General features: G+C 37.8%; 19 protein-coding genes. 8 read left to right on the forward strand and 11 right to left on the reverse strand.

Features of this window, described 5'->3' with window-relative positions:
- Nucleotides 1-59 precede the first annotated feature (59 nt).
- Complete coding sequence (locus ACSBFT_RS14275; RefSeq protein WP_463047764.1) at nucleotides 60-1,547, forward strand: FMN-binding glutamate synthase family protein; 1,488 nt, start codon at nucleotides 60-62, stop codon at nucleotides 1,545-1,547.
- Here the strand turns inward: ACSBFT_RS14275 and ACSBFT_RS14280 are convergent.
- From ACSBFT_RS14280 to ACSBFT_RS14300, 5 genes are all read right to left on the reverse strand, one after another.
- Entirely contained in the window at nucleotides 1,537-1,950 is a 414-nt protein-coding gene (locus tag ACSBFT_RS14280; RefSeq protein WP_489601130.1) for a type II toxin-antitoxin system VapC family toxin, read from the reverse strand. The genes ACSBFT_RS14275 and ACSBFT_RS14280 overlap by 11 nt on opposite strands.
- A complete protein-coding gene (locus ACSBFT_RS14285; RefSeq protein WP_489601131.1) occupies nucleotides 1,950-2,207 on the reverse strand; it encodes a DUF6364 family protein in 258 nt (85 codons plus the stop codon). The genes ACSBFT_RS14280 and ACSBFT_RS14285 overlap by 1 nt, the downstream gene beginning before the upstream one ends.
- Nucleotides 2,208-2,312: 105 nt before the next feature.
- A complete protein-coding gene (locus ACSBFT_RS14290; protein ID WP_463047761.1) occupies nucleotides 2,313-3,194 on the reverse strand; it encodes a bifunctional 5,10-methylenetetrahydrofolate dehydrogenase/5,10-methenyltetrahydrofolate cyclohydrolase in 882 nt (293 codons plus the stop codon).
- 95 nt (nucleotides 3,195-3,289) lie between these two features.
- Complete coding sequence (locus ACSBFT_RS14295) at nucleotides 3,290-3,793, reverse strand: uridine kinase family protein (protein WP_463047760.1); 504 nt, start codon at nucleotides 3,791-3,793, stop codon at nucleotides 3,290-3,292.
- Between the two features lie 74 nt (nucleotides 3,794-3,867).
- Nucleotides 3,868-5,415, reverse strand: a complete 1,548-nt coding sequence (locus tag ACSBFT_RS14300) for a helicase HerA-like domain-containing protein (RefSeq protein ID WP_463047759.1) — start codon at nucleotides 5,413-5,415, stop codon at nucleotides 3,868-3,870.
- Between the two features lie 320 nt (nucleotides 5,416-5,735).
- Between ACSBFT_RS14300 and ACSBFT_RS14305 the strand changes: the two genes are divergently transcribed.
- The 4 genes from ACSBFT_RS14305 (at nucleotide 5,736) to ACSBFT_RS14320 (ending at nucleotide 10,035) form a co-directional block, all read left to right on the forward strand.
- Nucleotides 5,736-6,710, forward strand: coding sequence for a succinylglutamate desuccinylase/aspartoacylase family protein (locus ACSBFT_RS14305; RefSeq protein WP_463047758.1), 975 nt, complete (start codon nucleotides 5,736-5,738; stop codon nucleotides 6,708-6,710).
- Between the two features lie 84 nt (nucleotides 6,711-6,794).
- The gene (rpsU, locus tag ACSBFT_RS14310) at nucleotides 6,795-6,989 is read left to right on the forward strand and encodes a 30S ribosomal protein S21 (RefSeq protein ID WP_341228352.1); all 195 of its coding nucleotides are present in this window, start codon (nucleotides 6,795-6,797) and stop codon (nucleotides 6,987-6,989) included.
- A gap of 89 nt (nucleotides 6,990-7,078) precedes the next feature.
- Nucleotides 7,079-7,960: a tyrosine-type recombinase/integrase gene (locus ACSBFT_RS14315; RefSeq protein WP_489601132.1), complete on the forward strand. Its 882-nt coding sequence runs from the start codon at nucleotides 7,079-7,081 to the stop codon at nucleotides 7,958-7,960.
- An 83-nt stretch (nucleotides 7,961-8,043) separates the two neighbouring features.
- On the forward strand, nucleotides 8,044-10,035 hold the full coding sequence (locus ACSBFT_RS14320; protein WP_489601133.1) for a M1 family metallopeptidase: 1,992 nt from the start codon (nucleotides 8,044-8,046) through the stop codon (nucleotides 10,033-10,035).
- 78 nt (nucleotides 10,036-10,113) lie between these two features.
- Here the strand turns inward: ACSBFT_RS14320 and ACSBFT_RS14325 are convergent, their stop codons facing one another.
- From ACSBFT_RS14325 to ACSBFT_RS14345, 5 genes are all read right to left on the reverse strand, one after another.
- The gene (locus ACSBFT_RS14325) at nucleotides 10,114-10,908 is read right to left on the reverse strand and encodes a TPM domain-containing protein (protein WP_489601134.1); all 795 of its coding nucleotides are present in this window, start codon (nucleotides 10,906-10,908) and stop codon (nucleotides 10,114-10,116) included.
- Entirely contained in the window at nucleotides 10,905-11,342 is a 438-nt protein-coding gene (locus tag ACSBFT_RS14330; RefSeq protein ID WP_489601135.1) for a TPM domain-containing protein, read from the reverse strand. The genes ACSBFT_RS14325 and ACSBFT_RS14330 overlap by 4 nt, the downstream gene beginning before the upstream one ends.
- 3 nt (nucleotides 11,343-11,345) lie before the next feature.
- The gene (locus ACSBFT_RS14335; RefSeq protein ID WP_463048695.1) at nucleotides 11,346-11,942 is read right to left on the reverse strand and encodes a LemA family protein; all 597 of its coding nucleotides are present in this window, start codon (nucleotides 11,940-11,942) and stop codon (nucleotides 11,346-11,348) included.
- 129 nt (nucleotides 11,943-12,071) lie between these two features.
- On the reverse strand, nucleotides 12,072-13,454 hold the full coding sequence (locus tag ACSBFT_RS14340) for a DASH family cryptochrome (protein ID WP_463048696.1): 1,383 nt from the start codon (nucleotides 13,452-13,454) through the stop codon (nucleotides 12,072-12,074).
- A 61-nt stretch (nucleotides 13,455-13,515) separates the two neighbouring features.
- Nucleotides 13,516-14,289 carry a DUF547 domain-containing protein gene (locus ACSBFT_RS14345; protein ID WP_463048697.1) on the reverse strand — a complete coding sequence of 258 codons (774 nt, stop codon included), beginning with the start codon at nucleotides 14,287-14,289 and terminating at the stop codon, nucleotides 13,516-13,518.
- A gap of 376 nt (nucleotides 14,290-14,665) precedes the next feature.
- On the opposite strand from ACSBFT_RS14345, the gene ACSBFT_RS14350 reads away from it, so the two are divergent.
- From ACSBFT_RS14350 to ACSBFT_RS14360, 3 genes are all read left to right on the forward strand, one after another.
- Nucleotides 14,666-17,461: a TonB-dependent receptor gene (locus ACSBFT_RS14350; RefSeq protein WP_489601136.1), complete on the forward strand. Its 2,796-nt coding sequence runs from the start codon at nucleotides 14,666-14,668 to the stop codon at nucleotides 17,459-17,461.
- 114 nt (nucleotides 17,462-17,575) lie between these two features.
- The gene (locus ACSBFT_RS14355; RefSeq protein ID WP_489601137.1) at nucleotides 17,576-18,463 is read left to right on the forward strand and encodes a haloalkane dehalogenase; all 888 of its coding nucleotides are present in this window, start codon (nucleotides 17,576-17,578) and stop codon (nucleotides 18,461-18,463) included.
- A 583-nt stretch (nucleotides 18,464-19,046) separates the two neighbouring features.
- Nucleotides 19,047-19,208 carry a hypothetical protein gene (locus ACSBFT_RS14360; RefSeq protein ID WP_463048700.1) on the forward strand — a complete coding sequence of 54 codons (162 nt, stop codon included), beginning with the start codon at nucleotides 19,047-19,049 and terminating at the stop codon, nucleotides 19,206-19,208.
- 198 nt (nucleotides 19,209-19,406) lie between these two features.
- Here ACSBFT_RS14360 and ACSBFT_RS14365 read toward each other — a convergent pair whose 3' ends face one another.
- Nucleotides 19,407-21,875 carry a TonB-dependent receptor gene (locus ACSBFT_RS14365; protein ID WP_489601138.1) on the reverse strand — a complete coding sequence of 823 codons (2,469 nt, stop codon included), beginning with the start codon at nucleotides 21,873-21,875 and terminating at the stop codon, nucleotides 19,407-19,409.
- Nucleotides 21,876-22,447 lie beyond the last annotated feature (572 nt).

The raw sequence follows: 22,447 nt of genomic DNA on the forward strand, positions 1-22,447 counted from the left end.
CGTTTCTGCAAAGAGACGAGCTTTTTTAATAGCTTTGTGGCACCAAACTTCTAATCTCAATGAACTTCATCACATCACTACCTTGGTGGGTATACCTGGTTTTAATTATTGTCACCATTATTCTTAGAGACATTGTTCAAAAAAGGCATACCATTGTCCATAACTTCCCTTTAATAGGACATATCAGATACCTTTTAGAAAGCATTGGGCCAGAGCTGAGGCAGTATATTGTAGCCAATAATAGAGAAGAATTACCTTTTAATCGCCGTCAGAGAGCATGGGTCTATGCATCTTCTAAAAAGGAAAACCATTATCAGGGTTTTGGCACTGACCAGGATATTCATGAGGCAGGTTATATTTTCATCAAACCAGCTTTAATGCCCTTAAAAACAGACCCATACGAAAGTTTTGATAAACCTTGCCCAGCTGCAAAAATCATAGGAAGCCATAGAGATAAACCTTACAGGCCAAAATCTATCATAAATATCTCTGCTATGAGTTATGGATCTCTTTCTGCCGCAGCAGTTTCCGCATTAAACCAAGGTGCAAAACAGTTTGGCTGCTATCATAACACAGGCGAGGGAGGACTTTCTCCGTACCATAAATTTGGCTCAGATATTTGCTTTCATTTTGGTACAGGATATTTTGGAGTGAGAGACCATGATGGCAATTTCAATATTGAAAAGATGGAGGAATTGGTTAAAAACAACCCCAACATTAAGATGATAGAGGTAAAACTATCTCAAGGAGCAAAGCCGGGTAAAGGGGGGGTGCTTCCTGGTTCAAAAATCACAAAAGAAATAGCAGAAATAAGGCATGTAAAAATAGGAGAAGCAGTACTTTCTCCGGCATCGCATAGTGCATTTAGTAATATACCTGAACTGGTAGATTTCATTGAAACTATTGCCAAACATACAGGATTACCAGTAGGGATAAAGGCTGCTGTAGGAAAGCTAGAAATGTGGGAGGAGTTAGCTGTTTTAATGAAAGACACGGGCTATGGCCCAGACTTTATTACCATAGATGGTGGCGAGGGCGGTACTGGAGCGGCTCCTCCATCATTTGCTGACCATGTAGCATTACCTTGGGTTTATGGGTTCTCCTCTGTTTACAAGGTTTTTCAGCGATACGGACTAACGCAAAGAATCACATTTATAGGCTCCGGTAAATTAGGCATGCCAGATAGTGCCATTATGGCCTTAGCTATGGGTGCAGACCTTATCAATGTAGCTCGTGAGGCACTTATTTCTATCGGCTGCATTCAAGCACAAACCTGCCATACCAACAGATGCCCAACGGGAATTGCGACCAATAATAAATGGTTAGAGTCAGGTCTTGATCCTGCCTTAAAGAGTGTACGTTTTGCGAACTACATGAAGAACCTTACAAAGGAAATTATGGAAATAAGCCATGCTTGTGGTTACGAACATCCAAGCCAATTTAACATGGACGACATTGATATTTCCATGGGCGATAATGCTCACACGGCTCCCCTTAGGTTGGCGTATGGCTACCAGAAAGATGAGGTGGTGATGGCTAAGGATTGAGTTTCAGGAATTCGGAGGGGCTATAAACAGGTATATCGCTAGTTTTAAAATCATTTAAATCTCTGGTGATTATAGCTCCTATATTATCAATTGTTGCTGCGGAAAAATGCTGAAGAGCATCTTCCAAATCATTAAAGTCAGAATATAGGGCTTGCTTTGCCAAATCAGAATTAGATGAGGTTATTTTTATAAAGCCGAGCAAGGCCTTTAGATTAGAAATGGATTGTTCCTTTTCGACAATTTTAGAGCTTATGTAATGAATATTAGCAAGGCTAATCAAATTCATAAACCCTGTATGCTCTCCTTTTTCACATTTCCCTAATAAAACGGATGAAGCATCATAAAAAGGGTGCCTCAAATGAAAAACATCTAGAATTACATTTGTGTCTATAAAAATATTCATCAAAGAAACTTTTCTTGAAGTGCCTCCCAGAGTATATCATCATCTGTTTTCCCCTCAGGCATAGGTACGCATCCGCTCAATGATTTCACTAAGGGAGGTAACTCTTTAACTCCCTCCTCTCCTTTCTCCCTCAAAACAGTTTTTAAATAATTTTCAAACATGTTAGACAAACTTCTACCAGTTTCCTTAGAATAAGCTTTCGCCTCTTCTATTATACGAGCATCTTTTATTGTCAATGTAAGTTTAGTGCTACTCATTTTGAAATGATTTTATATCTAAAGCTAGAACAAAAAAAGAACACGTGCAAGTTCCTTGGAATTTACACGTGTTGTTAAGTGAAATATTAAGTTGCAAAAAATCACCTACCCATAAATCTCTCCTCTTGAGGCCAAAAGCGTATTATACATCAATGAAGCTACGGTCATCAGCCCAACGCCTCCTGGTACTGGCGTAATGAAACTTGCTATCTCGGCTACTTCGTCAAATTTCACGTCACCTTTCAGAGCAAATCCGCTTTTCTTGCTGGCGTCTTTTACTCTGGTTAATCCTACATCTATCACCACCGCACCTGGCTTTACCATGTCCGCGGTTATAAATTCTGGGCGACCAAGGGCCACTACCAAAATATCGGCTTGTAATGTTATTTCTTTAAGATTCTGAGTTCTGCTATGTGTTAAAGTAACCGTACAGTTTCCTGGATACGCATTTCTTTGCATCAAAATACTCATAGGCAGTCCCACTATTTGGCTTCTTCCTACCACCACACAGTGCTTTCCCGAAGTTTCAATATCATAACGCTTCATAAGCTCCAAAACACCATAAGGTGTAGCAGAAACATAAGCAGGAAGCCCTTTAGCCATACGGCCAATATTTATCGGATGAAAGCCATCTACATCCTTTTTAGGGTCTATGGCCTCAATAATTCTATCCACATTAATATGGTCTGGCAAAGGCAGCTGCACGATAAAACCATTAATATCTTCGTCCTTATTTAACTCGTCAATAATAGCCAAAACCTGCTCTTCCGTGGCACTGGCGTCTCTTCTTATGAGCGTAGACTTAAATCCTATCTGCTCACAAGATTTAATTTTACTGGCCACATAAGACTCACTGGCTCCATTGTCACCTATCAAAACTGCAGCAAGATGCGGTACGCTACCTCCCTCCGCTATAATTTTGTCAACCTCTATTTTGAGTTCTTCTTTTACTTGAGCTGAAATAAGTTTACCGTCTATTATGGTCATTGCTATTGTTTTAGTTTGAGAGTTACAAAGATACTGGGATGAAATAAACTAGAGGAAATATGTGTAAAGAAAAACGAAGTATGTTTATTAAAGACTCATTTTAAGTACTTCCTTACCTTTTCCATATCAAACTCGTCTTCTCCAGACACGGTGATGTAATCGCCTTTTATGACCTTTTCATTTCCATATTTCAGAAAAGACTTCCAAATGTGGTCTACAAACCATGTGGGAATATAACCCCACCTATTATCTGCTACCTTTCGGATAAAAAAGCTACGTTTAGAGATTTTCACAAAGAGCCTTTTATCGTACAGGTTGTTGAGCTTGTCGTCATAAAAAGCAAATAGCCCGTCTACAATGACCACATCAAACCTATTATTGAATTCTGCCACTAACTCAAACATCAAATCGTGATCTATAGAACTTGGCGACTCCCAGTCTGTTTTATCCCTCACTTTAGGAATTTCAGTTTCTGGAAAAACAAAGTCATCCTGATGGAAAATAATAGCCTTTTTTCCATTCTTTCTAAAGTAAGTCACCAGCAGATTTGCCAATGTACTTTTCCCTGAGCGGCTAACACCACCAATTCCTATTAGCATATTACCTTGTGTAGTTGAATATATTCAAAGTGAAACCTCATCAGATAAGGTATCTCCTTTCCTATAAATACCTCTTAAAACCAATTCTTTTTTCTAGTACTCACACCCAAAGCCCCTAACAAAGTTCTAGTGATAAGATTAGCAGCTGTGCGGCCTACTTGCCTTGCAGCCGAGCTTCCTAAAATAGTCTCCATGGTAGATTTTTCTACCTTAGGTCTTCCTCTTCTAGCTGCTGGCTTTGCAGCCTCCTGCTCTTCCTCTTCCGCCATTTTTTCCATTTTGATACTCAATATCTCGTAGGCACTTTCTCTATCAATATCCTTATTGTATTTTTTTACCATTTTAGAGTTTTCGACGATATCATCAATCTCCTTATCGGTCAAAATATCCATTCGGCTACGTGGCGGACACATAAAAGTAACTGCCAACGGTGTTGGTCTACCTTTTTCATCTAAGGCCGTCACTAAGGCTTCGCCTATACCCATAGATGTCAGAATTTCTTCGGTATTAAAAAAGTTTGTCAATGGATAATTATCTGCTGCTTCCTTTATTTTCCTTCTATCAGAAGCGGTAAATGCTCTTAAGGCATGCTGAATTTTAAGACCAAGCTGACCCAAAACCGACGCTGGAACATCCTGAGGATTTTGCGTACAAAAGAAAATACCTACTCCTTTTGACCTTATAAGTTTTATAACGGTTTCTATTTGTTGAAGTAAGGCTTTAGAGGCTTCCTGAAAAACCAAATGAGCCTCATCTATAAATATGACCAACTTAGGTCTATCCTCATCTCCTGCTTCTGGCAATCCTGCATAAAGCTCCGCCAAAAGGCTCAACATAAAAGTGGAAAACAATTTTGGTCTATCCAACAGGTCCGTCACTCTTAAAATAGAGATAACACCTCTTCCTTTGTCATCCAAACGCATTAGGTCATCCACATCAAAGCTGGTTTCTCCAAAAAACTGGTCGGCTCCTTGTTGCTGAAGTTCAATAACCTTTCTCATGATAGTCCCTAAAGAAGTGGTCGACATTCTTCCATAGTCCTTTTCAAAGTCCTTTTTACCTTCATCTGTAAGATACTGAAGCACTTTGATGAAATCCTTTAAGTCTAAAAGGGCTAAGCCTTCATCGTCACAATATTTAAAAATAGCCGAAACGATGCCTTCTTGCGTATCATTTAATCCTAAAATTTTCCCAAGTAAAATTGGCCCAAACTCAGAAACTGTAGCCCTTAACCTGGCCCCCTTTTCATCACTAAGCGATAAGAGTTCTACGGGATACTCCGAAGGGATATAATCAATTCCTGCGGCATTTGTTCTTGCCAAAATAAAATCTTTAGCTTCTCCTTTCGCAGCCAAACCACTTAAATCTCCTTTAATGTCCATCAGCAAGACAGGAATAGAATTATCACTTAAGCCTTCTGTTAATACCTGTAAACTTTTAGTTTTACCCGTACCCGTAGCACCAGCAATCAAGCCATGACGATTAAGTGTTTTAAGTGGTATTTTGATTCCGGTATTAGGAACGACTTCGTCATCTAATTTCGCCGCACCTAAAAGAATACTATCACCTTTGAAAGTATAACCGCTATTAACGGAGTCTCTAAATTCTTCTATCTTACTCATTTAATTCTAGGGGTTTCTATATTTTACTTAAGCAAATTTAATTAAAACCATGTAGTTTTGGGGGTTCCATTTAATTAATTGCCCATTGGAAGACATTATCAAAAAACTTTCGCTTTTCACGATGGTTTTCACTTCGGTCTTAACGATCTTATTTTTTCTAATCGATTTAAACCTTTTTGGGACTGAAGTAAAAATCAATGGGCTGTATTACGTTTTTATGGGAGTTTTCTTCGCCTTGGCGTTATGGGCTTTTAGAAATAGAAAAAGATTGAAAGGTTTCTAATCATTTTAATTTCAACACACGTATCAAAAAGATTCCCTTGAAAATATTAGACACTGAAATACTCCCCGGCAGAACTGTCGTCAATATTGACATAGCCAAACTGCATACCAGAACAAGAATTGAAGTTCCCGTAATTATTGAAAGAGCAAAAAAGAACGGCCCAGTGCTCCTGTTGACGGCAGGAATTCATGGTGACGAGGTAAACGGTGTAGAAATAGTTCGTCAGCTCATTTCAAATAAATTCACTAAACCAAAATACGGCACTGTCATTTGTATCCCTATTATCAATGTATTTGGATTCTTAAATCTTACTAGAGAATTTCCAGATGGCAGAGATCTTAACCGTGTTTTCCCGGGCTCACCAAAGGGTTCTCTAGCATCTCGTTTTGCCCATTACATTCTGGAAGAAATAATTCCTCATGTAGATTATTGTATAGACTATCATACCGGAAGTGGGAATAGATTTAACTTTTCACAGATAAGAATAGACAGAACATTTCCCGGTTCTTTTGACCTGGCAAAAGTTTTTGGAACCAAATTCATTATTGATTCTCCCGTTTTAGATAAGTCCTTTAGAAAGTCTGCTTCACTTTTAGGCAAGAAAATTCTGCTTTTTGAAGGTGGTAAAAACCACCATTTAGATAAAACGGTTACGAATAGAGGTATAAAAGGAGCCTTAAAAATGATGCATCATTTAGGGATGAGAGATTTCTCTAAAGAGCTCTTAGAGTACCCAGAAGAACAAACTTCACAGATTTTAATCAAAAAATCTACTTGGATTAGGGCCAACCATTCTGGTATGTATAGAAGACGAGTGAGTATAGGTCAGAAGGTCATGAAAGGTGAAGTTATAGGAAGTATTTCTGACCCTTACGGGGATTTTGAAAAGAAGGTAAAAGCTACTTTTTCTGGCTATATTATATGCTCCAACCACTCTCCGATTGTAACCCAGGGAGACGCTCTGGTGCATATTAGCAAAGAACACGAGGAAATTCCTTTAAGGATTATTTAAAAAGTCTTTAGATATAAGCCTTTTATCTTAAAAGTAAACCCTTATATTTGCAGCCCGAAAGAAGAAAAAAAGGAGGTGTAAAGTATGCTACAAATAAAAGTTAAGGAGAACGAATCAGTAGAGAAAGCTTTAAAACGCTTTAAGAAGAAGTTTGAGCGTACCCGTGTTTTGCGTGAACTACGTAGTCGTAAGCAATTCACTAAGAAATCTGTTGATAGACGTTTTGAAGTACTTAAAGCTAAGTATATTCAAAAAACTTACGGCGGACAGGATGATTAATCCTTCGTTGTAGAGAATATTTTCGGCCATTTTTGAGTTAAATAAGTTATTGTACCGGTACATTTGTACCAATCAGTGCTTTCTCAGAAATGGTCGTTTCTTTTTTATCCTATCTTAAAAATGAAAAAAGGTTAAGCCCTCATACCCTCTTAGCCTATAAGAAAGATCTTATACAGTTCTCAGATTTCTTACTGGAGACTTTCGAAACAGACAAACCCTCAGAAGCTACTTTCAGAGAAATTAGAGCTTGGATAGTTTCACTTTCCAATCAAAAACTGGCCAATACAAGTATTAATAGAAAAATAGCAAGCATTAAAGCATTCTATTCCTTTTTACTTCGCAAGAAGAAAATCGTACAGAACCCTACCCTAAAGGTTCAATCCCTAAAAACACCTTCTAAACCTCCTGTATTTATTGCCGAAAGCGGCATGATTTCCTTATTTGACGATATGCAGTTTGAGAAAGGTTTCTCTGGAATGCGAGACCAAATGATTTTCGAAATGCTTTATGGTGCAGGTATCCGACTTTCTGAACTTATACATTTATCCGAGAAAGACATAGACCTTTTTGATTCTAAAATTTCGGTATTGGGTAAAAGAAACAAATACCGTATTATTCCCCTTACGGCATCTTTAAGATTAAAAATCATCGATTATCTCGCTTTAAAAAAGACCACCTTTAACGAGGCAGAAGCCTTTCTATTTGTAACCAATAAAGGCAAAAAACTTTATCCCGTTTTTGTCCAACGTTTGGTAAAAAGATATTTGAGTTTAGTCTCTACCCAAACCAAGAAAAGCCCTCATGTGCTGCGACATACTTTTGCCACACATCTACTCAATAAGGGGGCAGATTTAAATGCCATAAAAGAGCTTTTGGGACATTCCAGCTTGTCTGCAACCCAGATATACACTCATAATTCCATAGAAAAACTAAAAGACATCCACAAACAGGCTCATCCTAAAGCCGGATAATTCTGTTAATTTGCAACCAATTAGTGGGTTTAATGTCCTTTAAAAAGACAACATCAAAACAAAAAACCAATAAGTATTATTAAATGAAGAAGATTCTCGCAATTGCCACACTCATCTGTTTTGGATTTATAACAGATTCATTGGCACAACAAAAGTCGAATTACGACCACAAGGAGGCCTTTGATCCTCTTTTTTCTTATCGCCCAGGAACAGTTTACAGAAGCGGCACAGGAGCTCCTGGTCCTCAATACTGGCAAAACACTGCAGATTACCTTATCAACGTTGAGTTAGATGTGGTAAAAAACATGGTTAAAGGTAATGTAAGCATTACTTATACCAATAACAGTCCAGATTTACTTCCATTCCTATGGATCCAGTTAGATCAAAACCTTTTCAACGATGCCTCTAAAGGCGGACAAACTACTGCCCTTGAAGGTGGCAGACATGGCAATATGGGTTTTGAGGGTGGCTACAACATTTCTAATGTAACCGCATCTAAACAAGTACCAATCAGCAAAAAGAGGACAACCACTTCTTCTACATATGCTTCACATATCATCTCTGATACTAGAATGCAAATCAGATTGAGTGAGCCATTAAGAACTGGGGAAAAAGTAGTAATTACGATGGATTATGATTTTGCTATACCGAGATATGGCTCAGACAGACTTGGTAAATACGAAGCTGCAGATGGCACTATTTACGAGATAGCTCAGTGGTACCCAAGGATGGCCGTTTATGATGATGTGGAAGGATGGAACATACTTCCTTATATAGGTGGCGGAGAGTTTTACTTAGAATATGGAGATTTTGAGTATAACATCACTGTTCCTGCAGATCATATTGTGGTGGGTTCTGGGGAGTTACTAAATCCTTCTGAAGTATTAACCAATACTCAAATAAGCAGATTAAAGGAAGCGGCCAAGTCAGACCAGACGGTAATGATTAGAACGGGAGCAGAAGTGAATGAAGCTTCAAGCAGACCCAAAAACGATGGTACTTTGACTTGGAAGTTCAGATGTAATCAAACGAGAGATATCGCTTGGTCTTCTTCCAAGAGCTTTGTTTGGGATGCAGCCAGAATAAACTTACCAAGCGGTAAAACGGCATTAGCCCAGTCTGTATACCCTGCGGAAGTAGGTGGAGATGATAAATGGGGCCGTTCTACGGAATATGTGAAAGCAAGTATTGAGTTCTACTCAAACTATATCTATGAGTACTCTTACCCTGTAGCTACTAATGTAGCGGGTGTGGTTTCTGGAATGGAATATCCTGGTATCGTTTTTTGTGGTGCTGGAGACGGAGGAGCTTCTCTTTGGGGAGTGACAGACCATGAGTTTGGTCACAACTGGTTCCCTATGATAGTGGGTTCTAACGAGCGTAAATATGCCTGGATGGACGAAGGGTTCAACACCTTCATTAACGGTTTATCTAGCAAAGCTTTCAACGATGGTGAGTTTTATTCTCCATTAAACAGACGCCAATATGCCCCTTACATGTTCGGTAGAGATGCCATTCTAATGACTCCAGAAGTTATCCAATCCAACAACTTTGGTTTGGCCGCTTATTTTAAACCGGGTTTAGGTTTAGATCTATTAAGAGAATTGGTTTTAGGTGAAGATAGGTTTGACTATGCCTTTAAAGAATATGTCAACAGATGGGCCTTCAAACACCCTACACCATTCGATTTCTTTGAAACAATGGAAGATGCCGCTGGAGAAGACCTTGGATGGTTTTGGAAAGGTTGGATAGCGGAAGACTGGAAGATTGATCAGTCTGTGGATGATGTAATGTACATTGACCAACTTCCATCCAATGGAAGTATCATCACCATTTCTACCAAAGAAAAGCTTCCTATGCCGGCTGTCATAGAAATAAAGGAGGCTAATGGAAAGACCAACAGAGTAGAACTTCCAGTTGAAATTTGGCAGCGAGGCTCTGAGTGGAAATTCAGATACCCATCGACATCCCCTATTATGTCGGTAACGATAGATCCTGATGAAAGGCTTCCAGATGTAAATGGAAAAAATAATATCTGGCTACCTAAAAGATATGAAATGCCAGAGGCCAATTAATTATCCTGCTCTGTAAAACAAAAGGCTCAATAACATGACATTGTCATAATTATTGAGCCTTTTAAATGAAGTTCTTACTTAATAGCTGCCGCCGGCACCACCACCACCAAAACTACCTCCACCAAAGCCGCCAAAGCCACCGCCACCTCCTCCACCAGACCAGCCTCCACCGCCGCCCCAGCTTCCTGAATGGTTTCCCCAACCCGTATAAGTAGTATATGGAAAAGCCGAACCTTTACTCATCATTCCACCTCCACCATTTCCACCTTTTGACATCGATCTTATAACCCAAAAGATGATTAACAAAACTATCAAAAAACCGAAAATTGGAAAATCTTCTGCCTCCTCTGGCTCTGCTTCAAACTCTCCAGAGGTATATTTCATTATAGCGGATGTGCCTTCATCTATACCTTGATAAAACTGACCTTCCTTAAAACGAGGAATAATAATTCGGTCTACTACCCTTTTGGCGTATGCATCTGGCAATCCACCTTCTAAACCGTAACCCGTGGCTATGTAAACTTTTCTATCTTCTGTAGCCCATAAGACCACTATACCATTATTCTTACCATCATGGCCAATACCCCATTCTCTCCCCAGCTTTACAGCATAAGAATTCATATCGGAAGGCTCCACGGTTTTTACCACCACTACCGCTATTTGATTAGAAGTGGTATCGTCAAAGTTTACAAGCTTATTTTCTAGGCCTTGAATTTCTGAAGCAGATAGTACGCCTACAAAATCGTTTACGAGTTTTGCGGGCTTAGGCACAGCTGGAATATCCTGAGCCACTGCCGAAAAGAAAGTCAAAAGACACAGTAATCCTGCTCTAAATGGCTTAGAAAAGTTAAAATGTCTTAGTCTTTTTATCATTTAATTGTTCCAAAAGAGATATCATTCGAGATTTCATTGACATCATCAGATTGATAAGGAAAATGTTTTTGAAGGGCTTTACCCGCCATTTCTATAGCCAAGCTTAAGCCCTCTACTGTATTTCCAGAGTTTAAGTATTGATGCATTAATTTTTTCTCTTCCTCCCAGAAGTTTGCCCCCACTTTCTCATGGATCCCTTGGTCTCCTAAAATCGCAAATGTCCTATCTCTAATAGACAGATAAAACAAAACGCCATTTCTAAGTGCTGTTACATCCAGTGATAATAGAATGAACACTTCTTTGGCTCGCTCCACAGGGGAGTCTAAAGGGCAGTGGTCTTCCACATGCACTTTAATCTCTCCGGAGGTTTGTAATTCGGCTTCATTAATGGCATTCACAATGCGATTCTTTTCCGCCTCAGAAAAAAATTTCATAAATTATTTTTTGAAATCAAAGTCAACATCAGGAGCGTTTTGTGCACCTTCAGCCGCTTCAAAGAAAGCTTTCTTAGAGAATCCAAATAGGCCAGCCATCAGATTGTTAGGGAATGTTCTTACTGATAAGTTGTACTCCCCTACTCCAGCATTAAAATCGTTTCTAGCAACAGAAATCCTATTTTCTGTACCTTCTATTTGAGCCTGAAGCTCTAAAAAGTTCTGATTTGCCTTTAGTTCCGGATATCTCTCTACAGAAACCAGCAATCTACTTAAAGACCCACTTAACTGGTCTTGAGCAGCTTGAAATTTAGCCATATTTTCTGGCGTAAGTTCATCAGCCGACAACTGAATGGCCGTGGCTTTAGAACGTGCTTCTATAACATCTGTAAGTGTACCTCTTTCAAAGTCAGCCGCACCCTGTACCGTTTTAACAAGATTTGATATCAAATCTGCTCTACGTTGATACTGTGTTTGTACATTAGACCACAGCTTATCTACGTTATTGTCTTTTTCTACTAGTCCGTTATATGAATTACATCCATACATCCCAAACAATAATAAGAAGACAACAATGCCTAGCGTTCCGAATTTTTTCATTTTGAAATGAGGGGTTTATTTAGTTTAAAATTATGTAATCAAATGTATCAATTCTCATTCGGTTCTCAAACCCATTAATGAAAACTGGTTTAAAACCGATTTAAGAGGTGAATTTCCTAATATCAGATCTTAGCTTAAATCCACAATAGCGTTAGGATAATCAATTTCTTCGCGAGGATCTGCTGAGTACAGGCCTTCAATCTGTGCCAGACTGAGATCTTTTAATTCTGGCAGCCACTTCTTCACAAAAGCTGCTTCGGGGTCATACTTCTCTGCTTGTTTCTTAATATGGAAGTATCTATTAGGGCGTGGGTCGTTTCCTATGCCAGCGATATAGTTCCAGTTACCCCAGTTGCTACATACATCATAGTCAATAAGCATACTTTCAAAATACCTAGCTCCCCACCACCATTCAATTTTAAGGTCTTTAGTAAAGAAACAAGCCACTATTTGCCTTCCTCTGTTTGACATATAACCCGTTTCCTTGAGCTCACGCATATTAGCATCTATAAATGGAATACCAGTTTCTCCATCCATCCATTTTTTGAAGGCTACTTTATCCTGGCTCCAAACCTTATTCATATCATGCTTAATACCGCATACTTTGAACAAACGTATACCATATTTTAAAGCCACAAGGTGAAAATAGTCTCTCCAAATTAGCTCAAAAATAACCCAATAGGTAGATTCATTCTTGATGATCTTCTCTTCAAAAAGGCGTACTTCTTGATATATCTTTCTTGGAGAAACACAACCCAAGCTCACCCAGGCAGATAGTTTAGAGGAAAAATCATTCCCTAACAGACCATTTCTAGTCTCTTTATACGTTTTAATATTTTCTGTTTTCCAAATGAAATTTTCTAACTGAGCCAATCCCGCAGTTTCCCCGCCTTTATAAAACGGTGGATTAGCTTTAATTTCTTCCTTTTCAAATCCCAAATCTTCAAGGGTTGGAATTTCCATCGATTCAATATCCTCTACACTTTCTAGCTTGTCTGGAGTTCCAAAAAGAGGACGCACTTTAGCATGCACGTCCATTTTCTTTCTAAAATCTGTAAATACATCTGGAAGAAATTTAATCTGGAAAGGTAAATCTCTCACATGGTATAATGTGGCACCCCATATAAGCTCTATGTCAATATTTAACCTTTTCAGCTTTTGCGAAAGCTCAAACTCCATGGAAGTTTCTTCCTGCGTAACCTCTTTAGAAGCTAAAACATATAGGACGTTCTTCTCTGCTGCTATTTTAGCCAATTCTTCATCTGGCTTACCTATTCTTATTATAAGATCAGACCCTCTTTCTTTAAGACTTTTCTTTAAATCTTGAAGAGACTCTAAAAGAAACTGAGCCCTAAAGTGGCTCGTTTTCCTAAAACCAAAACCAGTTTTTCTAAACTGACTTGGTTCAATCACGAACACAGGAATAACCCTACCCAAATCCGTGGCTCTTAGGAAAGCTTCATTGTCATGTAACCTTAGATCATTTCTGAACCAGAAAAGAATGTTTTGCATATTAAGAAGATAGATTTAATGCAAAACTAACAAGTATTTGCCTTAACCCCTGAAAGCTCTTTTAAAGTTTTCCGTTTAAGTCCCAGTAATATTCTTTATAAGTGATAGCTGTACCTGCTTTAGCCTTTGTTTTGGCATACTTGTTAATCCAACTTTCTATAGTGGCTGTTTTCTTAAAATCTCCACCATACCAGTCAAAAAGTTTGGAAACATTCATTTTAGATGCGGTAACCTCATTTTTAAAGGAATCATTGATAAATCGAACGCCTTGGTCATCCAACTGAGCATTTAATCTGGAAGCTTCAAAAGCCTCGTTTCTCAAAGGCGGGCATGATTTAGCGGCACACACTAAAGCAAAATGAATACGAGGTTCCTTAAACTCCTTTCTGATAATACCATGTTCAATATTATTCAAATCCATTTCTTTACCGCCAATTTTGATGAATTTAACATCCCAAGGGGTATTTACGAAAGGTATTTTAATTTTGCTACCAATATCTTTTATACTACTTATGTTTTGGTCTGCATTATTTAAAATCAATTTTACCGTAAAAGCATTATAGGCGTTAATCCAGTAAGCCAGTTTTTCGTTGGTAGACCAGCTGCTTGCGGGTGCGTTTTTAGAAACCAAAGCCAAATATTTATCTAGCTGAGCTTCCTCCTTGGCAAAACCAGCATAATTGACAAAGCCCTTATCGTCCACATATTTTTTCAACAAACCATCCCAAACGCTATGGCTAATTGGAGCGGCATTAGATTCCGGAGTATCAATGGCAAAACAACTGCTTAGAGCAAAAAGTAAAGCTGTAAACAATGTATAATATCTATTTTTCATGTGTAACATATTTTTTTTAAACTTGTGAATTTAGTTACGAGTTTAAAGTTTAAAAGGTTTGTAAGATTCTGTTAATAGCGTTTTGTCCGCAGTTTAATTTAACGATTAAGCCTGTTAAATTAAATTAAAATAGATTTAACAAATTGGACTAAACACATATCAGCCAAATATACTAACTACAAGAAAAAGCCTATACGACAAAATAACGCTTGTGGTTAACAATTTAATAATGTTTCTCTTATCATAATTTGTGGTATTTTTTTTATATTTATAGGGAGACATATAAAATGGGATTTTAATCGGAAACAAAAAGAAAGTACTTTTGTGACTGAGTCAAATTCTCTAAGTGTATTTATAGACTCTTACAAACTAATTAATGTCAAATTCTTCTAAACAAATTAACCCAAGTGTTATGGTGAGAAAGTTTACTTTTTTGCGAGCAGGTTTGCTTGCTATGGTAGCTATGTTTATGGCTACTGCTGTTTTTGCACAGAGTGCTGTTTCTGGTACTATCACAGATGGTAGCAGCAAAGAACCTCTAATAGGTGCCTCTGTATCTGTGAAAGGTACTGCTATCGGTACTACTTCAGATATCGATGGAAAATATACATTGAAAGGCATACCTGCTGGCCAACAAATGTTGGTCATTTCTTTTATTGGCTATTCACGTCAAGAAATCGCAATTGGTTCACGGAGTATGATTAACGTTACTCTTACTGAAGATCTTAATGTTCTTTCAGAAATTGTTGTTACCTCAGGGGTAATTGACATTGCCAAAGTAAGAGAAACACCTGTAGCGGTTTCTACAATCACTGCCGAAGAGATTTCACTAAAGGTAGGTAACATGGAATTCCCAGAAATCATGAACAGAACTCCTGGTGTTTACGCTACTAAACAAAGTGGAGGGTACGGAGATTCACGTATTAGTCTTCGTGGTTTTGACCAAAGAAACACTTCATTTTTGATTAATGGTCAGCCTGTTAATGATATGGAGAATGGCTGGGTATATTGGTCTAACTGGCAAGGACTTACTGATGTTGCTAGTGCAATTCAGATTCAAAGAGGACTTGGTGCTTCAAGATTAGCAGTACCTTCTGTTGGTGGTACTGTTTCTATTTTTACTAAAGCTGCCGAATTGAAAAAAGGTGGAAGTGTTTCTCAGTCTTTTGGTAACAATGGCTACTTAAAAACTACTGCTACTTATAACACTGGCAGAAATAAAAGTGGCTGGGCTAGCTCATTCTTGCTTTCTAAGTGGAGTGGTGATGGTTATGCTTATGGAACTGCAGGTGAAGGTTGGAACTATTTTGCTGCTCTGGGATACAGACCAGAAGGTTCAAATCACTCTCTTAACCTTTCTATTTTAGGAGCGGGACAATGGCACCATCAAAGAAGTTCATGGGTTTCTATCAGAGATTACCAAAACTTTGGTGATAACACAGGAAAAGATGGTATAGACAGAAGATGGAATACAGATGCAGGTTTCCTAGGTGGTGAAGAGTTTAATATGAGAAGAAACTTCTATAATAAGCCTCTTGCAACGTTTAACTGGGACTGGGATATTAATTCCAAATTGATGCTTAATACATCGCTTTACGCATCTGCTGGTCGTGGTGGTGGAACAGGTCCTCGTGGTGGAAACTTTAGAAATGGTGACTTAGATATGTATCCATTTAACATCGACTTAACTACGCATTACAATGAAAATGGTAGAGGTACTCGTGATGCAGACGGTTTTGTTAATTTTGACAAAGTATTAGAAGTTAACAGATCTACAACATCTTCATATACCGGAGCAATTAGTAGCTATAAAGGTCAACTAATAGGTTCAAACGGATTTAGAGATGATGGTGTAAACAGAGCTGTGCTTGTTAGAAGATCCTCAATGAATTCTCATGACTGGATAGGTGGGATTTCTAACCTAGAAGGCAAATTTGGTAATGTAACAGCTTCTTTAGGTGTTGACTTAAGAAGTTATAAAGGTTATCACTACCGTGTTCTTGAAAACTTGATGGGTCTTGACGGATATTATTCTACAGGTAACCAAAACTCAAATGGTCAGATAATAAATACACTAACAGAAGCAACTGCTTTTGGTAGCACAGGTATTAACGGTCCTAAAATTGATTACTACAATGTTGGTATCGTAGGTTGGCAAGGTCTTAACGGTATGGTAGAATATGCTAATTCAAAAATTACAGCCGTAGTTCAAGCAGGTGGCTCTAATCAGTCTTTCCAAAGAGAAGATTTATTTGATCAACCAGCTTTACCACTTTCAGACAAGAAAAACATAGGTGGTGGATACGTGAAAGGTGGTGCTAACTTTAACATTGATGATAGATCAAACGTATTCTTCAATACTGGTTTTATCTCAAGACAACCTCAATTTGATGCTGTATTCCCTAACTTTGCTAATATTGTGAATGATGACTTACAGAACGAGAAAATCACTTCTTTTGAATTAGGTTACGGTTTCAATACCAAAGATTTAATAATTAACATAAATGCTTACTCTACTAGCTGGGGTAACAGATTTGTTACTACCTCATTGAACAATGCTCAAGGTGATCAAGGTACTGCTCAATTCAGAAATATCGATGTTAGACATAACGGTATTGAGGTTGAAGCCAACTACAAACCTACAGACAAATTGAAAATACAAGCGATGGCTTCTTTAGGTGACTGGAGATATACTAAAGATTTTGATGCTCAAATATTTGATGCAAATCAGCAGCCTATCGGAACAGGAACACTTTATTTGAAAGACGCTAAAGTAGGTGATGCAGCTCAAACAACTTTCTCTTTGAATGCGGACTATAAAATTGCGAAGGCCATTGCGGTAGACTTAGGATACCGTTATGCGGGTAATCTTTATGCAGATTATTCTGTTAATGATTCTCAATTCCGTGAGCCTAATAACTCAGGTGCACTTAAGTTACCTTCTTATTCTTTAGTTGATGCTGGTGTTACTGGAAGATTTGATTTGTTTGGAAACAAAGCGACTATAAGAGTAAATGTCAATAATTTATTTGACACTTATTACATATCTGAATCTGAAACTAACATTCAAGCAGAAACAGGTTCCCAAACTTGGAACGGTGTTGATGTTCGTAACTCAGTATGGTTTGGTTTTGGACGTACTTGGAACACAAGCCTTAGATATAATTTCTAATAAATTAGAAATTATACACCAGAAATCCCGCTTCTTAATTGAAGTGGGATTTTTTTTTGCCTTATCTTCAATTCAATTACAATTCGTAACTTCCCAAATAATTAAGCAATGTCCATGGAGATCATAAAAACACCAAAATCGGCTTTCGAGCAAATCACTGATTTCCCATTCAAAGAAAACTATGTGGATTTTGACCACCTCAAAATGCATTACATAGATGTAGGTGAAGGTGAAACAATTTTGGCTCTTCATGGTCAACCCACGTGGTCTTACTTATATCGTAAATTTATTCCCTCTTTAAAAGATCACAGGTTCATTGCTCCTGATTTGATTGGTTTTGGGAAGTCTGATAAAATTGTAGGTAGCCAAAACTATAGCTATGACCTGCATTTTAAATCTCTTAAGAATTTTATTGATAAGTTAGACCTCAATGACATCACACTCATAGTACAAGACTGGGGTGGCTTATTAGGTCTTGGTCTTTTAGGTCAATTCCCTGAAAGGTTTAAAAGGGTGGTTATTCTTAACACCTTTCTCCCGATAGGTAAACCCGTAAATTTTGGATTTAAGCTGTGGCAATGGTTTGCAAAGTATCACCCTTCTATTCCCACTGGCGGCGTAGTTCAGTTTGCCTCCGCATCAAAACTTTCCAAAGAAGTAATAGCCGCTTACAACGCTCCTTTCCCTTCAAAAAAGTATAAAGGCGGTGCAAAGTCATTCCCAAGACTAGTGCCCTCTCACCCAAGCCATGGTGGTGTAAAAGAAATGAAAGACGCTCGAGCGGTACTCTCTAAATGGGATAAACCAGCCTTAGTACTATTCTCCGACAAGGATAAAGTTTTTAGTGGGGCAGAGAAGTTCTTTTATAAGCTCATTCCTACCGTTAAAGACGACGAAAAAATTATCATAAAAAACGCAGGACATTTTCTTCAAGAAGAAAAAGGAGAAGAGATAGCTGAGTACATTGACAAGTTTATGAAAGGGCAAAAATTAATAGATTAGAGCATGCTCATAACATCATTTCAAGCCTATAAATAGATTATTGCGAATCTTTCATAAGTTGACCCTTATTCTACCCAAAATAACATTAACATCTTTAACATTACTCCTTAGTTTATTCGCGATTTCATGTTCCAATGAGAACACAGAAAGACCACAAAGTAGAACTTTTCTTTTAATACCTACCGCCTAATATGCCGCACATGCCATAATAAGCTTCTGAAGATTTCGAAGATACTTTCAATAGATTCCTGTTCGGTGATGTGATTCAGGATATATAGCGGAGTGTGAGTGAATTATGAAACAAGCTGGGCCTCTAGAGAATACCTTGGTTACTTTTTCCAGCGATACTAGACCGTGACTGTTGATGGAGAAGACCTCCTAGATATATTCCTAAAAGGTCAAAAATCCAGCTCTCATACTCAAATACTTAGCAAGATTGCTAAATGTATTTTACTCATAACCAGACAGTTGAAATATTTGCTAATATTTTGAGCAGCATTGTGCTAATATTTGTTGCACATTTGAATTGTCAAACATAAACGGTTTGATTTCAGGTCCTTAGTAACAAATAAAAAATACGATTATGTTAGCACTTAAAAATACATCTTCACAAAGAGTTTTTGTTCCTATTATCCCTTTAAGAAGAGAGCAGGAGAATCCTTTTGAAAAAGCTGCTACCATCACAAAGATGACTTCTAAAAACAAGAGTCTTTTAAGTCTCATGGCCGCTTTTGAATTAAAGTAAACTTAGATTACTATTCAAAAGAATTGATGTATTAGGCTTTGACCACTATGTAAACGTGGTTGAAACAAATATTCATCAAAAACGAATTAAAAATCAGAATAGACAAGTCCCTCTCAGGTGGGCGAAAATATTATTAAGAAAGCATGTAAATCAAAAAGAGACCGCTCCTGGCAGTCTCTTTTTTCTTGTCATCAGCACTTATCTAAAATCGCCTTCCCCTGCATCTCCGCCATCCACTTCGTCATTTCCACGGCTAGAGCTTTTCCTTTTAAACAAGCCTTTTCCGTCACTTTCCATTTTTCCGAAACGATATTGAAAATCAATACGAATACTTCTTCTATAAATACTTCTATTGTTATTAGTGATGAAATAATTTAGAGCATCCGTTCTGTTTTCCAGAGCAGATTTAAAGTCTATGGTTTTAACAAATGGGTTCTCTAATCCTAAGCCTATGCTTCCTCTTTTGTTATTAATACTTTTCTTAACCGTAATTCCATGAAAATAGAAGCCATTTCTAGTCCCCTGAAGCTGTACCCTTGGAGATCTATAGAACGCAAAGAAAGAGGCCGCCCAATCTTTCGGGAAAGAATACGAAGTATTTAAGTTAAGACCTCCACTCCAGCCTTCATTTGATATAGTGCGGTTATCCATATAAGTATAATCTACATTTACGCCACCACCCAAACGCCACTTACTTGTAGGATTTAAGTTCATAGAGACATTAGACCCATAACGCTTGTTTACACCAATATTCCCGTAAGTAGTTTCTGTTACATCTAATCCATCCTGACGAGTCACGTTACTGATAGACGTAATACTGTTATCTTCAATCCTAGAGAACACTGAGAAATTGATTGAATTGCTACCGAAGTACGTACTCATAGCTACTTCCAGCATATCAACCAACTCTGGAGACAAAGTCGGACTACCATAGGAGATGCTATTTGCATTAGAATAATCCACAAAAGGATTTAAATACCTAATTGACGGTCGTTGAATTCGCTGCGTGTAGCTTGTTCTAATAGAACCCGCTTTTTTGAAACGTTTTGAAAGTGTAATGCTAGGCAAGAAATTATCGTAATCTGGAATATCCACATTTGACAATTCTTTAAATTCTGCCTGAATAGTGGTTTTCTCATAACGTAAACCCGCTTGAACACCCCATTTATTTGGCAACTCTACAGTAAATGAAGAATAGCCGGCCAATACGTTTTGGTCATAATCTAAGAAATTAGATCTACCATCGTTTAATACATAACGACCCGTAGTCTCATTATAGCTATAGAAAAGTCCATCAGAAAGAGCCGATCGTAAAACGCCCTTTCCTCCCATTTCCCATTTCACTTTCTCACCCAAGGGTTGAACATAATCTAACTGGAAGCTCAATTCTCTATCTTTCCCTTGGTTTTCGCTGCTATCTGCTGACATTCCGTTTTGGAGAGCGGTATAGTAATTATTAGAGTTATTCTCAGAAACTTGGGCTAGAATAGTAAGTTCCTTTATTGGATTTTCGTACCTCTTAGTAAAGGTAAAATCCAAGTCACTCGAGTTACTTTTATCACTTTGATCAATGTCTCTAGTATTTTCAAAAATCAAATCTCTATTATTATCCAACAAAGTTGATAGCTGCTCTCCATCACTGCCCCTTAAACTGTTTCTTAAAGAGTAGGTAATAGAGAAGTTTGTTTTCTTATTAAAATCATAGTCAAAAGAGCCACTGTAACGCCCACCAGCCCGAACAGAGCGGCTGTCTTCAAGCTGGGTCAAGTAAGTTGCCTCACCATCTATAACACTCTCTCTCGTATTCTCGCCAATTGTTTTATAATTATATGACGCTCTTCCACTTCCTCGTAAGGATACGCCCCATTTACCGTCACGAAGGTTTACGCTACCGTTAGCCGATGATCCAACTAGGCCTGCACCAAGGTTTAAAGAACCGGTTACACCGGCAAGTGTATTCTTTTTCAAAATGATATTAACAATACCCGCAGTACCCTCTCCATCGTACTTAGCACTTGGTGAAGTAATAACTTCTACAGATTTAATTTGGTCTGACGGAATCTGCCTTAATGCTTCGCCTACACTACTGGCAAAAATTGCTGATGGCTTATTATTAATAAGTATTCTCACATTGGAACTCCCTCTAAGCTCAACTTCTCCATCTAAATCAACACTAAGCATCGGAACCTTTCTTAGAACTTCTTCCGCTGTCCCACCAGTATTAGAGATGTCTTTTTCGGCATTATAAACCAATCTATCTATTTTATCCTCTATCAAAGAAGATTGACCAACAACAGTTACGGCATCTAATTGGATATTATCTCCTATAAGTTTAATGTTATTTAAGTCTATGTTGGACATATTACTTTTCACTATCACATTCTCAATACTTTGTGGCTGATAGCCGATATAAGAAATGAGAATTTTATAGGTTCCCTTATTTAACCCTTCAAATTTAAATTTGCCATTACTTGAAGTTAGGGTACCATCTATGGCTTTTCCAGCACTCCATAGAGCTACCGCCGCAAATTCCACATTCTCTGAGCTTAAAGAATCTATAATAGTTCCTTGAATAATTGCATTACCCTCTTCTTTAGCCCCTGCAGGTTTTTGAGCAAAAGCAAAGACCGAGCAAAAACTGAGCAGCAGTAGTAATAGTGATTTCATAATAGTGAGATATAATTTTTCTTATGTTAAAAAAGCTTGTAATTAGTTAGACATTAAAATATTGTAAATGTTTGCTCTCAGCGGTTTACAAGTAAACAATAATAGATAAAGCACTTCGTTCTGTCGATAATTAAAAATTCTGACGACCAAAACAGGCATGTTTTTCCCTTTTTACACTTGATTTTCAATCCAGTGTGAAAAACTACGGAGTGAATTCTATGCACAACCAATGAAATAAAATCGCATTAGCCCTGACTTACGAGCAAGAAGAAGTTTTCAAAAAAATTACAACATTAACCCTAACTCTTTCCACAAAGAAAGTTATGATAAATCCAAGAGAGGGCATTATATGAAAGACTAAAGTGCCCTTCAGTAGATATAAATCTAAGATTTGTAGATTTAAAAGGCCACGAATCGACCAAACGGTATTCTTCCCAAAATACAAGTTATGTCATTTTGAGGAATTATTTACATTTTTCTAATATTCATAAAACGACCCTTGGACATCCTTTCCTTCCGTTTCCATTTCATTAAGTAACTTTTGGAATACTATTTCAATATTTTCATCCGTC

The organism is Arcticibacterium sp. SM2516 (assembly GCF_057914865.1).